Origin of the sequence: Nonomuraea sp. NPDC050383 (genome assembly GCF_044459125.1) — a bacterium.
Lineage (GTDB): Bacteria > Actinomycetota > Actinomycetes > Streptosporangiales > Streptosporangiaceae > Nonomuraea.
In genome coordinates, this window is record NZ_JBITIP010000017.1 from 52399 (window position 1) to 67111 (window position 14713).

Sequence of the window (14713 nt, forward strand, 5' to 3'; positions counted from 1 at the left end):
ATGGATCAGCAAAATCCGGCCGGCGACGCCGACATCGCCATCATCGGCATGTCCGGCCGGTTCCCCGGCGCGGCCGACGTCGAGACGTTCTGGCGCAACATCAGCACCGGCGTCGAGTCGTTCACGAGGTTCACCGACGACGAGCTGATCAGCGCCGGCGTGAGCCCCGCCACCTTCCAGCAGCCGAACTACGTGCGCTCGCGCCCCATCCTGGACGACATCCGGGGCTTCGACGCCGGCTTCTTCGGCTACAACCCGCGCGAGGCGACGCTCGCCGACCCGCAGCAGCGCATCTTCCTGGAGTGCGTGTGGGAGGTCCTGGAGTCCGCCGGGTACGCGGCTCCCGAGGGCCGGGGCAGCGTGGGCGTGTTCGCCGGCATGAACATCAGCGGCTACCTGCTGACCCGGCTCAGGGCGTTCGAGATGGGCATCGACACCTCCGCCCTGATGATCGGCAACGACAAGGACTCGCTGGCCACGAACGTCTCCTTCCGCTTCGACCTGACCGGCCCGAGCCTGTCCGTGCAGACGTTCTGCTCCACCTCGCTGGTGAGCGTCCACCTGGCGAGCGAGAGCCTGCGGCGCGGCGAGTGCGACATGGCGATCGCCGGCGGCGTGTCCGTCCGCATCCCCGACCGGATCGGCTACCTGTGGGAGGAGGGCGGCCAGGAGTCGCCCGACGGGCACGTGCGCACGTTCGACGCCGAGGGCCGGGGCAGCATGTTCGGCGACGGCGCGGCCGTGGTGGCGCTCAAGCGGCTGCCGGACGCGCTGGCCGACCGCGACACGGTGCTCGCCGTCATCCGCGGCTCGGCGATCAACAACGACGGCGCGATGAAGTTCAGCTACCTCGCGCCGAGCGTCGACGGCCAGCGCCGCTGCGTCTCCGCCGCCATCAAGCGGGCGGGCGTCGACCCCACGCAGATCTCGTACGTCGAGGCGCACGGCACCGCCACCGAGGTCGGCGACCCGATGGAGGTGGCCGCGCTGACCCGCGCCTTCGGCGCCACCCCGGACAAGCAGTACTGCCTGCTCGGCTCGATCAAGCCGAACGTCGGCCACCTCGACCGCGCCTCCGGCGTCACCGGCCTGATCAAGGTGGTCCAGTCGCTGCGCAAGGAGCTGATCCCCGGCACCCTGCACTACCGCTCCCCCAACCCGGAGATCGACTTCGACAACAGCCCGTTCCGCGTGACCGCCGAGCCCACCCCGTGGCCGCGCACCGCCGAGCGGCCCCGCATCGCGGGTGTCAGCTCGCTCGGCATGGGCGGCACGAACGCGCACGTCATCGTGACGGAGGCGCCCGAGCCCGAGCCGCGCCGGCCGCGCTCGCGCCGCTGGCAGATCCTGCCCGTGTCGGCCCGCTCGTCCGACGCCGCCGACCGCTCCCTCGCCCGGCTGGCCGAGCGCCTCACGGACGCCGCCGACGACCTGGGCGACGTCGCGTACACGCTCCAGGTGGGCCGCAAGGTGTTCAACCACCGCAGGTTCGTCGTCGCCGGCACCACCGAGGAGGCCGCGGCCCGCCTGGCCGACCCGGCCGCGGCGCTCGGCCGCAACGACGCGACCGTGGGCCGCAGGACCGGCTTCCTCATCGCCGGGGTCGGCGAGCAGTACCCGGGCATGGTCGCCGACCTGTACGCGGACGAGCCCGGCTTCCGCGCGGACGTCAACGAGTGCCTGGCCGTGCTCGGGCTGACCGAGGCCGCGCAGCTCTCGGACGTGTTCACCCCGGCCGAGCGGGGCGCCGCCGGCGGCGACCTGGCCCGGATGCTGGGCCGCGCCGAGCCCGCCGCACCCCTCTCCACCACCGAGGCGCACCTGGTCCAGCCGGCCGTCTTCGTCGCCGAGTACGCGCTGGCCCGGCAGCTCATCCGCTGGGGCGTCACCCCGGAGATCATGGTCGGCTACAGCCTGGGCGAGTACGTGGCCGCCTGCCTGGCCGGCGTGCTGTCGCTGCCCGACGCGCTGCGGCTGGTCGCCTACCGGGCCAAGCTCATCACCTCCCAGCCGGAGGGCGCGATGCTCGCCGTCTCGGCCGACGAGCGGCGGCTGCGGACCGTCCTCGGCGACCTGTACGACGAGGAGCTGGACGTCGCCGTGCGCACCGGCTCCCAGACGGTCCTCGCCGGCCCCGCCGAGGCGGTCGAAGCCGCCATGGCCGTGCTGCGCGAGCTGAAGATAGGCCACCGGCGGCTGGAGACCACGCACGCCTTCCACTCGCGGATGCTCAAGCCGATCGCCGCCGAGCTGACCGCCTGGATCAGCGACAACGTCACGCTGAACCCGCCGGCCCTGCCGTACCTGAGCAACGTCACCGGCGAGCTCGCCACCGCCGAGGTCGTCACCGACCCCGGCTACTGGGCGCGGCACATGTGCGAGACCGTCGAGTTCGGCGCGGCGCTGCAGAAGGTGCTCGGCATCGCCGACCTCGCGCTCGCCGAGATCGGCCCCGGCCAGTCGCTGGGCGCGCTGACCCGCGGCCACCCCGCCTGCGACCGCGCGCAGTGGCCGCTCATCGTCACCACGCTGCCCGGCGCCAACGACCAGCAGGACACGGGCGCGGCACTCGCCACCGCCGTCGGCCGGCTCTGGCTCACCGGCGTGGCGGTCGACTGGGCCGCCCTGCACGAGGACACCGGCTGGGCTCCCGGCCGCGTGCCGCTGCCCTCCTACCCGTTCGAGCACCAGGAGTACTGGCTGGAGATCGACGAGTCGGCCCTCGGCGGCGGCGGCACGCCGGTGTTCGACGAGAGCGACCCGACGAGCATCGCCAAGGCGTACCCGCGGCTGCCCGACACCCGCTGGATCCACACGCCCGTGTGGCGGCAGACCACGCTCCGCCCGCCCCGCGCCGACGAGGCCGCCCGCTGGCTCGTCTACACCGCCGAGGGCGTCGCCGACGCCGTCGCAGCGCCGCTGCTGGCGCACCTGCGCGAGGCCGGCCGCGAGGTCGTGACGGTCCGGCCCGGCGACGCGTTCTCCGTCGGAGAGGATTGCATCACGGTACGGCCCGGCTCGCCCGAGGACGCGCTGGCCGTGCTGCGCGAGCTGGCGGCCGGCGACCGGGTGCCCGACCGGGTCGTCCACCTGTGGTGCGCCGACCCCGACCAGCCCGCCGACGAATGCCTCCAGCGCGGCCTGCACACGCTGGTCGGCTTCGCCAAGGCGGCCGGCGACCTCGGCCTGCCCGGCTGGTCGCTGGACATCGTCGCCAGCGGCGGCCAGAAGGTCCACCCCGGCGACCGGGTCGTGTCCGCCCGCGGCACGCTGCTCGGCCCGACCCGCCTGATCCCCGTCGAGTACCCGCGCGTCACCACCCGCCTCGTCGACGTGGCCCCGGGCGACCTCGACGCCGGCGCGCTGCTGGCCGAGCTGCGGGCCGAACCGGCCGACCAGGTCGTCGCGCTGCGCGGCGGCGGGCGCTGGATCCCCGACTACGAGGTCCTCGACGCCTCCGTCATCGAGCAGTCCCCGCCCGTGGCGCAGGTCAGGCCCGGCGGCGCGTACCTGGTCACCGGCGGGCTCGGCGGCATCGGCCTGGCCATGGCCGAGCGGCTGGCCGACCAGTTCCAGGCCCGGCTCGTCCTGCTGGGCCGCACCCCCGTGCCGCCCCGCGACCAGTGGGACGCGATCCTCGCCGCCGAGAGCACGGCGAGCGAGGTGCGCAGGCGCCTGGAGGGGCTGCGCCGGCTGGAGGCGGCGGGCGCCGAGGTCGTCACCGTCGCCGGCGACGTGTCCCGTGTCGAGGACGTACGCCGCGCGGTCGGGGCCGCTCTCGACCGGTTCGGCGAGCTGAACGGCGTCGTGCACTGCGCCGGCGTGCCCGCGGTCGGGCTCATGCAGTTCAAGACCGCCGCCGACATCGAGCGCGTGCTCGCCCCCAAGGTCGGCGGCACGCTCGCGCTGGCCGAGGTGCTGCGGGACGTGCCGGTCGACTTCCTGGCGCTGTACTCGTCCACCACCTCGGCGACGGGCGGCGGCGCCGGCCAGGTCGACTACTGCGCGGCCAACGCCTTCCTCGACGCGTTCGCGCTCAGCGACGAGCTGCCCGGCGTGACCGTCACCTCCGTCGACTGGTGCGAGTGGACGTGGAACGGCTGGACCGACGGCCTGGAGAACTACGACGAGGGCTCCAAGCAGTACTTCACCTGGTACCGGGAGAACTTCGGCCTCACCTTCGACCAGGGCTGGCAGACGCTGCTGCGGGTGCTGGCCAGCGGTGAGAAGCACGTGGTGGCCTCCACGCAGGACTTCGCCCCGCTCGTCGCGATGAGCCGGAAGTCCTCCATCGAGAGCCACCAGGCGACGGTCAAGAAGATCCGCGACGCGTTCGGCCGGCACCCCAGGCCCGACCTGTCCACCGCGTACGTCGAGCCGCAGTCGCCCACCGAGGAGACCATCGCCGGCGTGTGGGCGGAGGCGCTCGGCCTGGAGCAGGTCGGCGTGCACGACAACTTCTTCGAGCTGGGCGGCAACTCGCTGCTCGGCATGGAGATCATCGCCGAGGTCAGGCGGGCCCTGGAGCTGGCCTACCTGCCGCCGCACATCCTCTACCAGGCGCCCACCATCGCCTCCCTGGCGGAGGCGGCCCGCGCCGGCCAGGACCCGGAGGAGCAGCCGGCCGACGCCCGCGACCAGCAGCGCTCCCGCATCGCCCAGCGCCGCACCATGCTCAGAAGCGGAAGGACCTCATGACCGACAACGGAACCGATTACGACTCCGCGGTCGCGCTGATCGGCATGTCCGGGCGTTTCCCGGGCGCCGGGAGCGTCGGCGAGCTGTGGGGCAACCTGCTCGCCGGCGTGAAGGGCCTGCGCGCGATCACCGACGAGGAGCTGCGGGAGGCCGGGGTCGAGCCGGGCAAGCTGGCCGACCCGCGCTACGTGCGCGTCGGCGGGCCGCTCGACGGGCTCGACCGCTTCGACGCGACCGTCTTCGGCATCAACCCGCGCGAGGCCGAGACCATGGACCCGCAGCACCGGCTGTTCCTGGAGTGCTCGTGGGAGGCGCTGGAGGCGGCCGGCTACTGCCCGACCGACGTGCCCGGCCAGGTCGCGGTCTTCGGCGGCTGCGGCTTCCCCGACTACATCGTGCAGAACATCCAGCACCTCACCACCCAGCCGGGCGGCGCGCTGCTCATGGCCGTGGGCAACGAGCGCGACTCGCTGGCCTCGCTGGTGTCGTACAAGCTGGGGCTGCGCGGGCCGGCCGTGTCGGTGCAGACGTTCTGCTCGACCTCGCTGGTGTCGGTGCACCTGGCGTGCCAGAGCCTGCTGACGTACGAGTGCGACATCGCCGTGGCGGGCGGCGCGTTCACGCCGCTGCCGCAGCCGTCCGGCTACCTGTACGAGCAGGGCGGCATCATGTCGCCCGACGGCCGGGTGCGCAGCTTCGACGCCGAGGCGAGCGGCACCGTGATGGGCAGCGGCGCGGGGGTGGTGGCGCTCAAGCGCATGTCGGACGCGCTGGCCGACGGCGACGTGATCCACGCGGTCATCCTGGGCTCGGCGGCCAACAACGACGGCCGGCTGCGGGCCGGCTACACCGCGCCGGGCGTGGACGGGCAGGCCGAGGTGATCGAGTCGGCGCTCGGCGTGGCCGGGGTCAAGCCGGACACGGTCGGGTACGTGGAGTGCCACGCCACCGGCACGATGCTGGGCGACTCGATCGAGCTGGCGGCGATGAACCGGGTGTTCGCGCAGACGCGGGAGACGCCGTGCGTGCTGGGCTCGCTGAAGCCGAGCCTGGGCCACCTCGACCGCGCCTCCGGGGTGACCGGCCTGATGCGGGCCGCGATGACGCTGAAGCACGAGCTGCTGCCCGGCACTCCCGGCTACGAGACGCCGAACCCGGCGCTGGCGGGCGCGCAGGACCGGTTCACGGTGCTGACGGAGAACCGGCCGTGGGCGGCGGGGCCGCATCCGCGCCGGGCCGGGGTGAGCTCGTTCGGGCTCGGCGGCACGAACGCGCACGTGGTGCTGGAGCAGGCGCCGCCCCGGCCCGCGCGGCCGGCGCGCCCGGGCCCGCACCTGCTGGTGCTCTCGGCAGCCGACGAGCAGGCTCTCACGGACGTGACCGAGCGGCTGCGCACGCACCTCGCGGAGGAGGCGGGCGAGGACGTCGCGGACGTGGCGTTCACGCTCCAGGTGTCGAGGGGCGGCTTCGCGCTGCGGCGCGCGGTGGTGTGCCGTGACCGCGCCGACGCGGTGGCGGCGCTCGGCGACCCGTCGCGGTGGATCGGCGGCAAGACGCAGCGGCGCAACCCGAGGGTACGGCTGAGCGTCCCGGACACCGAGGCGCCGGCCGCGTGGTGGGCGGAGCTGCGCGCCGCCGTGGACACGGTCCTGCGGCCGGGCGCAGGCGGTGAGCAGGTCCTGCGGCCGGGCGCAGGCGGAGAGAAGGCCCTGCGGCCGGGCGCCACGGGGCCTCAGGCGACGGGCGGGGACCGCGAGCAGGCGGTGGCCGCGCTGGCCGACGGGCTGGGCGGCGTCGGCGTGCACATGGTGAAGGGCGAGCCGTCCGGACCGGCCACCGGACCGGCCTCCGGGCAGGTCTCGGGGCAGGTCTCGGGGCAGGTCGAGGAGGTCGTGGTCGCGCCGGACGGTGACACCCCGGCCGCCGAGTGGCTGCTGGCCACGCTCGCGCGGCTGTGGCTGGCGGGCGCCGCCGTCGACTGGCCGGCGCTGCACGGCGGCCAGGGCCGCCGCGTGGAGTTGCCCACGTACCCGTTCCAGCGGCGCAGGTTCTGGATCAAGCCGAACCCGGCGGCGCAGGCCCAGGGGCAGCAGCAGGGCCCCGGGAAGAGCTTCGACCGCGGCCGGTGGACGTACCTGCCGACCTGGCGGCCGCACCCGCTGCCCCTCGCCGGCCTCGACGAGCGGCTGCGCCTGGCGGGCCCGTGGCTGGTGTTCACCGGCGACGCGCGGGGCGAGGCGCTGGTGGAGCGGCTCACGCGGGCGGGCGCCGAGGTGACGGCCGTGCGCGCGGGCGACCGGTTCGGCCAGGACGACGACGGTGACTTCACGATCCGGCCGGGCAAGGCCGACGACATGGCGGAGCTGTTCTACTCGCTGGTGGCCGCGCCGCGCGCCATCGTCCACGGTTTCAGCCTGGCGAGCCCCGAGGCGGGGCCCGAGGCGGACCCGGTGCGGCATTTCACCGCCGAGCAGGCGCGCGGCTTCTACTCCGCGCTGGCCCTCGCGCGGGAGCTGGTCGACAACACCGGGTCGGCGCCCCGTGCCGAGCTGGTGCTGCTCACCTCGCACGCGGTGAGCGTGTCCGGCGCCGACCTGCGCCATCCGGAGCACTCCACGCTCGCCGCCCTCGCGCCCAGCCTCCAGCAGGAGAACCCGCGGCTGCGCTGCCGGCATGTCGACGTGGACGGCGCCGGCGCGGGCGGGGACGTGGCGCCGGCCGAGGACGTGCTGGCCGAGCAGGTGCTGGCCGCGGCGGTCTGCCCGCACGAGGGGCCGGTGGCGCTGCGCGCGGGCGAGACGTGGCTGCGGGACTACCGGCAGTACCCGGTTGACGAGCCCGGCCCGGACGAGCGCGGCTTCCGCGACGGCGACACCGTGCTGGTCACCGGCGGTCTCGGCGACGTCGGCCTGGTGCTCGCGCGGCACCTGGCGAGCACGTACGGCTGCCGGCTGGTGCTGACGGCCCGCTCGGCGCTGCCGCCGCGCGAGGAGTGGGACGCCTTCCTCGCGGCGGCCCCGCCAGGGTCGGAGCGCACGGTCCGGCACATCCGCAACATCCGCGACCTGGAGAGCCGGGGCGCGACGGTGCTCGCCCTGTCGGCCGACGTGGCCGACGAGGAGGCGATGCGCGCCGTCGTGGCGGAGGCCGTGAGCCGGTTCGGCGGGATCGACGTGGTCGTCCACGGGGCGGGCGTGCAGGACGGCGCGTACTTCAACTTCGCGCACCTGATGGACCGGCAGCAGTGCGACGCGCACCTGGCGGCCAAGGTGACCGGCTTCCACGTGCTGCAGAAGGTGCTCGGCGAGCACGCCGGGGGACGCATCCCGGACCGGCGCATCACGCTGTCGTCGATCGCGGCCGTGCTGGGCGGCATGACGCTCGCGCCGTACGCGGCGGCCAACGCGGCGCTGGACGCGTACGTCCGCGCGGCCCGCACGGCTGGCGCCGGACGGTGGGTGACCGTCGACTGGGACACCTGGAACATCGATCCCGACCGGGTGGCCGGGCACAGCGGCGCGGTGATCGACTACGCGATGACCCCGGCCGAGGGCGTGGACGTGCTGGAGCGGGCGCTGTCGGCGGCCGACCGGGCCGGGCACTTCGTGATCTCGACCGGCCCGCTGGAGGCGCGGCTGGCGCAGTGGGTCACGGGCGACATCCACGAGGCCGGGGACGATGACGACGACCAGGAACGGCATCCGCGGCCGGAGCTGAACAACGCGTACGTGGAGCCGCGCGAGGGCACTGAGGCGACGCTGGCCGCGATCTGGTCGCGGGTGCTCGGCATCGAGCCGATCGGCGCGCTGGACAACTTCTTCGAGCTCGGCGGTCACTCGCTGCTCGCGATCGAGCTCACCACCCGGGTCCGCAAGCAGCTGAACGCGTCCGTGCCGGTCACCGGCCTGCTGGAGTGCCCGACGGTGCGCCAGCTCGCCGAGCTGCTCGACACGCGCGACGGGCAGGAGTGAGCAGCCGATGAAACAGCCCGAGTACCTGCGCGCCGTCCAGGGCTTCGCCCGGCGCGAGCTGACCGGCAACGACGCCTACCTCGACTCGCTGGCCGACGCGCCGCTGCCCCTCTACGCGCGGTTCGCGGAGACGGGGCTGGCCAACTGGTGGCTGCCCAAGGAGCACGGCGGGCTCGGTCTCGGCCTGGAGGAGAGCGTCCGCATCACCAGCGAGCTGGCCTACGCCGACGCCGGGGTGGCGTTCACGCTGTTCATCCCGGTGCTGACGACGAGCATGGTCGCCTGGTACGGCTCGGAGGAGCTGAGGGAGCGGTATCTCGGCCGGCTGGTGGCGGAGAACGGCTTCTGCGCCACGCTCGGCAGTGAGCACGCGGCCGGCAGCGAGCTGGCCCGCATGACGACGACCGCGCGGGTCGAGGGGGACACGGTCGTCCTCGACGGGCAGAAGGCGTTCTCCACGAACACGGGCTTCGCCCAGTTCCTCGTGGTGGTCGCGCGCAGCCAGGAGGACCCGTCGGGCTACCTGGCGGTGCTCGTGCCGCGTGACACGCCGGGCGTCACCGTGGACAAGCGGTGGGACGTCATCGGGCTGCGCTCGTCGGCCACGTACCAGGTGTCGCTGTCGGGGGTGCGCGTGCCGGCCGCGAACGTGCTGCGCGGCAACGGACTGCGCCTGCTGGAGGTGGGCCTGAACGCCAGCCGCATCCTCATCGCCACCACGGCCCTCGGCGTGGCCCGCCGCATCCGGGACGTGTGCATGGAGTACGGCAAGTCCAAGTCGGTGAAGGGGGCGCCGCTGACGGGCAACGCGGTGTTCGCCTCCCGGCTGGGGCAGTTCGAGATGCAGATCGAGGTGATGACCAACCAGTGCCTGGCCGCGGCGCGGGCGTACGACGCGATCGCGGCCCGGCCGGACGCGGGCGAGGAGTTCCTGCGCACGGGCACGCTGAAGCAGGCGCTGACGACGAAGATGTTCTGCGGGCAGACCGGCTGGCAGATCGCCTCGACGGCGTCGGAGATGTTCGGCGGGCTCGGCTACACGCACGAGTCGGTCATCGGCAAGCTGACGCGCGACATGAGGTACGTGTCGATCGTGGAGGGCGGCGACGACGTGCTGCGGGACCTGGTGTTCAGCCGGTACGTGGTGCCGGTGTCGAAGCGGTCGTGACCAGGGCGGCGGCGTAGCCGGGGGCCACGTCGAGCCACCGCACCGGCCACCCTTCGCGCGGGGAGCGGGACGCGACCGTCCCGCTCCCCGTTGCCGTGTCGCGCACCAGGCAGGAGCGCAGGCCGGCGAGCCCGGCTCCGGTGGCCTTGACGTACGCCTCCTTGGCGGTCCACAGCCGGAAGTACTCCACGAGTCCGATCTCCCGCACCCGCTCGGCCTCCTCCGGCTGGTACATGCGCCGGGCCAGCTCCAGGTGGTCGAGGTCGGCGCGGACGCGCTCGACGTCCACGCCCACCCGCGTGCCGGGCGCCGCCACGGCGACCAGGGCCCAGTCGCCGGAGTGCGACAGGTTGAAGTCGGGCCGCCCGCCGCCGGGCTCCAGGCACGGCCGGCCGGACGCCTCGGCGGTGAGCCGGACCGCTCCAGGGGGCACGCCGCACAGCTCGCCCAGCACGGACCGCAGCGCGGCGTGCGCCACCACGTACCTGTGGCGCTCTCCCGCGTCGGCGAAGCGGCCCGCCCGGTCCCGCTCGGCGGCGGACAGCCAGTCCTGCCACTCCGCCCGCTGGGGCCGGTCGAGCCGCACCTTCCACACCTCCGGCCACACCTCCGGGGCGGCCGGCCCGGAAACGCGCGAACGGTGCGGGAGTGGCCGCCACTCCCGCACCGTCACCGGGCCGACCGTCACACCCACGGCCGCAGCGCCTCCGCCAGGATCCGGTGGGTCCGCTGCGCCTGCTCGAACACCGCGAAGTGCCCGCCGTCGAACCCGTGCAGCGTGAACTCGCGGGCCGTCTGGTCCAGCCACCTCGCCAGCTTCACCGGCGACACCCGCGGGTCGGTCTCGCCGCACAGCGCCGAGACGGGCACGTCGAGCGGCGGCTCGTCCTGGTAGACGTACGTCTCCTTGACGGTGAAGTCGGCCTGCACCGACGGGAGCACCATGTCGAGCGCCTCCGGGTCGGCCAGCAGCCACTCCGGCGTCCCGCCGAGCGCGCGCAGCAGGTGCACCAGCTCGGGCCTGCTCATCCGGCCGACCGGCGGCCCCGGCTCGTCGGTGACGTGCGGGGCGTCGGAGCCGGACACGAACAGGTGGACCGGCTCGGGACCGCCCCGCCGCCGGATCTCCCGGACCAGCTCGAACGCCACGATCGCGCCCAGGCTGTGCCCGTACAGGGTGTACCTGCGGCCGGCCGCCGACAGCTCCACGTCGGCGAGCACGACGTCCGCGAGGTCCGACACCAGCGGCTCCATCCGCAGGTACGGCGGCTCCTTGTGCCGGGCCTCCCGTCCGGGCGGCTGCACCGGCTGCACCGCGACGCCGGGCAGCTTGCGCTGCCACACCCGGAAGGCCGAGGCGGCGCCGCCCGCGTGCGGCAGGCAGTACATCGGCAGCGCGCCCGGCTCGGCGCCGGTCTGCGTGCGGAACGGCAGCCAGCGCGCCAGCGTCTCGTCGCTCACCAGCTCGCCGACGGTCATGCCGCCCTCACCTCCAGCCGCACGTACGACGGGGGCGGCTGGAGCGTGCTCAGGTCGGCCTGGAGCACCACGTGGGCGCCGTCCCTGTCGGCCTCCCTGAAGCCGGCGAACGCGTACGTCACCTGCATCATGCGGTTGCGGCCGGTCTCCACGAAGTCGGCGCGCAACGCCACGCCGGCCTCGGCGGCCAGCCGCATGATGTGGTTGAGCAGCACCATGCCGACGCCGCGCGACATCACCCGGCACGACATGAGCATCATGTTGAGCCGCCAGGCGTCCTCGCCCTTCTCCACCAGCGCCAGCCCGATCTTGCCGTAGCTGCCGAACCGGTCGGTGAGCGAGGCCACCAGCAGCAGGTGGTCGTCGGACTCGCGCAGCTCGTCCAGCTCGTCGTAGGAGTACGTGCGGCCGGTCGAGTTGAGCTGGTTGGTGCGGACGGTGAGCTCCTCGGCCCGCTGGAGGTCCTCCCGGGCGGCCGGGGCGATGGTGAACTCCATCTCCAGGCTCGCCAGGAACTCCTCGTTGGTGCCGACGAACTCCTCCTCCAGCTCGTCGCGGGCGATCTGCCCCCGGTACATGTGGCGCCGCTGCGCCGACTCGTCGGTGACGAACCGCGGCTGGAACTCCGGCCGGGCCAGCGCCTCCTCCAGGTCGAGGATGTCCACGCAGGTGACCTCCGGCACGCCGTGCGCCACCTCCGCCCGCTCGAACTCCTGGTCGTCGACGAACGCGAACGCGTCCAGGCCCAGGTTGAGCGCCTTGGCGATGTTCCGGATCGACTCCGACTTGGGGTTCCAGCCGATCTGGGGGTGGAGGAACATCTCCTCCAGGCCGAGGGCGCGCAGCTTGGCCAGCGCGGTGTCCCGGTCGTTCTTGCTGGCCACGGAGTGCAGGATGCCCTTGCGGTCCAGCTCGTGGATGCGCTCGACGACGGCCGGGCGCACGGTCACCTCGCCGTCCTCCAGCAGCACGCCGTTCCAGAGCGTGTTGTCGAGGTCCCACACGATGCACTTGATGCGGCCCCGCGCCGGCTTCCGTGGAAGCAGGGCGACGCCGGCGTCCGGGCTCTCGGCGGTCACGCTCATCCGGTCTTCTCCCGATCGGCCTGGCCAGCGATGGTCATCCGCTGGATCTCGTTGCTGCCTTCGATGATCTCCATCACCTTGGCGTCCCTGTAGTAGCGGGCCACGGGGTAGTCGGTGCTGCACCCGTTGGCGCCGTGGATCTGCACGGCCTCGGAGGCGTGCCGGGCGGCGGCGGTGGAGGCGAAGTACTTCGCCACCCACGTCGCCATGATCGTGGACGCCTCGCCGGCGTCCTTGAGGCGGCCGGCCTCGGCCAGCAGCAGCCGGGCCGCCCGCGCGTCGGTCACCATGTCGGAGAGTTTCGCCTGGATGAGCGGCAGCTTCGCCAGGGGCGTGCCGCCCACCTCGCGGCTCGCGGCGTAGGAGGCCGACGCCTCCAGGCACGCCTGGACGATGCCGACCGACCCCGCCGCCACGCTGTAGCGGCCGAGGTCGAGGGTGCCGGTGAGCACCATGCCGGCGGTGAAGCCGCTCGGGCCGAGCAGCGCGTCCCGGTCGAGGACGACGTCGGTGAAGCTGATCTCGGCGAGCATGGAGGCACGGGTGCCGAGCATGTCGTCGATCGGCCGCACCTCCACGCCCGGCGTGTCCCTCGGCACGAGGAACGCGCCGATGCTGGACGCGGTGCGGGCGAACACGAGGAACACGTCCGCCCGCTGACCGCCGGTCGTCCACTTCTTGACGCCGTTGAGCACCCAGCCGCCGCCGGACTCGGCGGCGGTCGTGGTGATGCCGGAGGTGTCGCTGCCGGCGCCCGGCTCGGACAGGCAGAACGCGCCCAGGCTGTCGCCCGCGGCGAACGCGGGCGTCCACCGCTCGCGCTGCGCCGGGCTGCCCCACCGCTGCACGGTCCACGCCGCCATGGTGTGGACCGTGAGCAGGCTGCGCAGCGACGAGCAGCCGCGGCCCACCTCCTCGTGCACCTCGCCGAGCGTCACCCAGTCCATCCCGGCGCCGCCCGCCGCGGCCGGCAGGAACGGCGCCCACAGCCCCGCCTCCGCCACCCGCCGCAGCAGCTCCTCCGGGACGCGTCCCGCCCGGTCGTAGGCGTCGGCGTACGGCATCACGTGGGTGTCGACGAACGCCCGCGCGGTGCTCCGGTCGGTGACCCGCCCCACCGGCGGCGAAGCCGGTGGGGCGGCGGCGGGCGGCGCCACGCCGGTGACCGTCACGCGACGGCCGGCTCGGCCACGAGCCGGCTCACCAGCTCGGACATGGCGGTCGCGGTGCGGAAGTTGTCGATCCGCAGCTCCTCGTTCGGGATGGTCACGCCGAACGTCTTCTCGACGAACATCACCAGCTCCATCGCGAACAGCGAGTTGACGAAGCCGAGCGCGAAGATGTCCTGCGACTCGGTGATCTCCGCCTGCGGGTACCTGTCGCGGACGAAGCCGAGGATCTGGCCCTGGGTGTCGGTCATCGAATGGCTCCTTCAGTCGTTACTGGGCGTAGGTGTAGAAGCCGCGGCCGGACTTGCGGCCGTGCAGCCCGGCGTCGGTCATCTGCTTGAGCAGCGGGCAGGGGCGGTACTTGCTGTCGGCGTAGTGCTCGTAGAGCACCTCGACGCTGTAGAGGATCGTGTCGACGCCGATCAGGTCGGCGGTCTCCAGCGGTCCCATCGGGTGGCCGAAGCAGCTCCGGAAGACCTCGTCCACCGACTCGGCGTCGGCCACGCCCTCGTGCACGAGGTAGGCGGCCTCGTTGACGGTGAGCATCAGCACCCGGTTGGAGATGAAGCCGCAGGAGTCCTTGACGTCCACGGCCTTCTTGCCCATGGCGCTCAGCAGGTCCCGGGTGCGCTGGATCGTCTCCGGCGAGGTGTGGAAGCCGGGGATCAGCTCCACGGCCGGCTTGGCCGGGACGGGGTTCATGAAGTGGACGCCGATCACCTTGTCGGGCCGCCCGGTGACGGCGCCGACCTTGGTGATGGGGATGGCGGAGGTGTTGACGACGAACACGGTGTCCGGACTGCACTCGCGGTCCAGCGCCTCGTACACCTCCCGCTTGACGTCCCAGTTCTCGGTCACGTTCTCGATGACCACGTCCGCCTTGGCCGCGCCCGCGACGCCAACGGACGTGGAGATCCTGGACAGCACATCGTCCGGGTCCAGGGCGGGTCCGCCCATGAGCCGGCTCATCCGGGTGTTGCGGGCGATGGTGGCCAGCGCGTCGGCCAGGATCTGCTCGTCCTTGTCGACCAGCACCACGTCGTGTCCCGTCTGGGCGAGGTTCTGGGCGACCCCGACTCCCATGACGCCAGCGCCTATCACGCCGATAACGGTCATGTCCGCTCCGTTCCGCTCATCGTTGGT

9 protein-coding genes are annotated in these 14713 nt (G+C 73.5%); 3 read left to right on the forward strand and 6 right to left on the reverse strand.

What is annotated here, in order from left to right; genetic code table 11:
* From ACIBG4_RS33155 to ACIBG4_RS33165, 3 genes are read left to right on the forward strand one after another with little or no spacing between them, the layout of a single operon-like run.
* Entirely contained in the window at positions 1-4698 is a 4698-nt protein-coding gene (locus ACIBG4_RS33155) for an SDR family NAD(P)-dependent oxidoreductase (RefSeq protein WP_397205383.1), read from the forward strand.
* Positions 4695-8669, forward strand: coding sequence for an SDR family NAD(P)-dependent oxidoreductase (locus tag ACIBG4_RS33160; protein WP_397205385.1), 3975 nt, complete (start codon positions 4695-4697; stop codon positions 8667-8669). Before ACIBG4_RS33155 ends, ACIBG4_RS33160 begins: the two co-directional genes overlap by 4 nt.
* A 7-nt stretch (positions 8670-8676) precedes the next feature.
* Positions 8677-9837, forward strand: coding sequence for an acyl-CoA dehydrogenase family protein (locus tag ACIBG4_RS33165; protein WP_310713285.1), 1161 nt, complete (start codon positions 8677-8679; stop codon positions 9835-9837).
* Here the strand turns inward: ACIBG4_RS33165 and ACIBG4_RS33170 are convergent.
* The 6 genes from ACIBG4_RS33170 to ACIBG4_RS33195 are packed head-to-tail and all read right to left on the reverse strand — an operon-like array spanning position 9800 to position 14686.
* Positions 9800-10531, reverse strand: coding sequence for a 4'-phosphopantetheinyl transferase family protein (locus ACIBG4_RS33170; protein WP_397205387.1), 732 nt, complete (start codon positions 10529-10531; stop codon positions 9800-9802). The two genes, ACIBG4_RS33165 and ACIBG4_RS33170, sit on opposite strands and share 38 nt — an antisense overlap.
* A complete protein-coding gene (locus tag ACIBG4_RS33175; RefSeq protein ID WP_310713281.1) occupies positions 10522-11316 on the reverse strand; it encodes an alpha/beta fold hydrolase in 795 nt (264 codons plus the stop codon). Before ACIBG4_RS33175 ends, ACIBG4_RS33170 begins: the two co-directional genes overlap by 10 nt.
* Entirely contained in the window at positions 11313-12401 is a 1089-nt protein-coding gene (locus tag ACIBG4_RS33180; protein WP_310713280.1) for an HAD-IIIC family phosphatase, read from the reverse strand. Before ACIBG4_RS33180 ends, ACIBG4_RS33175 begins: the two co-directional genes overlap by 4 nt.
* Positions 12398-13573 (reverse strand): acyl-CoA dehydrogenase family protein, encoded by a 1176-nt coding sequence (locus ACIBG4_RS33185; protein WP_397205390.1) that lies wholly within the window; start codon positions 13571-13573, stop codon positions 12398-12400. Before ACIBG4_RS33185 ends, ACIBG4_RS33180 begins: the two co-directional genes overlap by 4 nt.
* A complete protein-coding gene (locus tag ACIBG4_RS33190; protein WP_310713276.1) occupies positions 13570-13821 on the reverse strand; it encodes an acyl carrier protein in 252 nt (83 codons plus the stop codon). The genes ACIBG4_RS33185 and ACIBG4_RS33190 overlap by 4 nt, the downstream gene beginning before the upstream one ends.
* A gap of 19 nt (positions 13822-13840) precedes the next feature.
* The gene (locus ACIBG4_RS33195) at positions 13841-14686 is read right to left on the reverse strand and encodes a 3-hydroxyacyl-CoA dehydrogenase family protein (RefSeq protein ID WP_397205392.1); all 846 of its coding nucleotides are present in this window, start codon (positions 14684-14686) and stop codon (positions 13841-13843) included.
* Positions 14687-14713: the final 27 nt, after the last annotated feature.

What these genes read in the sequence shown, in the direction of transcription:
- ACIBG4_RS33155 (WP_397205383.1), top strand. Translation starts at nt 1, where the DNA reads ATGGATCAGCAAAATCCGGCCGGCGACGCCGACATCGCCATCATCGGC.
- ACIBG4_RS33160 (WP_397205385.1), top strand. Translation starts at nt 4,695, where the DNA reads ATGACCGACAACGGAACCGATTACGACTCCGCGGTCGCGCTGATCGGC.
- ACIBG4_RS33165 (WP_310713285.1), top strand. Translation starts at nt 8,677, where the DNA reads ATGAAACAGCCCGAGTACCTGCGCGCCGTCCAGGGCTTCGCCCGGCGC.
- ACIBG4_RS33175 (WP_310713281.1), bottom strand. Translation starts at nt 11,316, where the DNA reads ATGACCGTCGGCGAGCTGGTGAGCGACGAGACGCTGGCGCGCTGGCTG.
- ACIBG4_RS33180 (WP_310713280.1), bottom strand. Translation starts at nt 12,401, where the DNA reads ATGAGCGTGACCGCCGAGAGCCCGGACGCCGGCGTCGCCCTGCTTCCA.
- ACIBG4_RS33190 (WP_310713276.1), bottom strand. Translation starts at nt 13,821, where the DNA reads ATGACCGACACCCAGGGCCAGATCCTCGGCTTCGTCCGCGACAGGTAC.
- ACIBG4_RS33195 (WP_397205392.1), bottom strand. Translation starts at nt 14,686, where the DNA reads ATGACCGTTATCGGCGTGATAGGCGCTGGCGTCATGGGAGTCGGGGTC.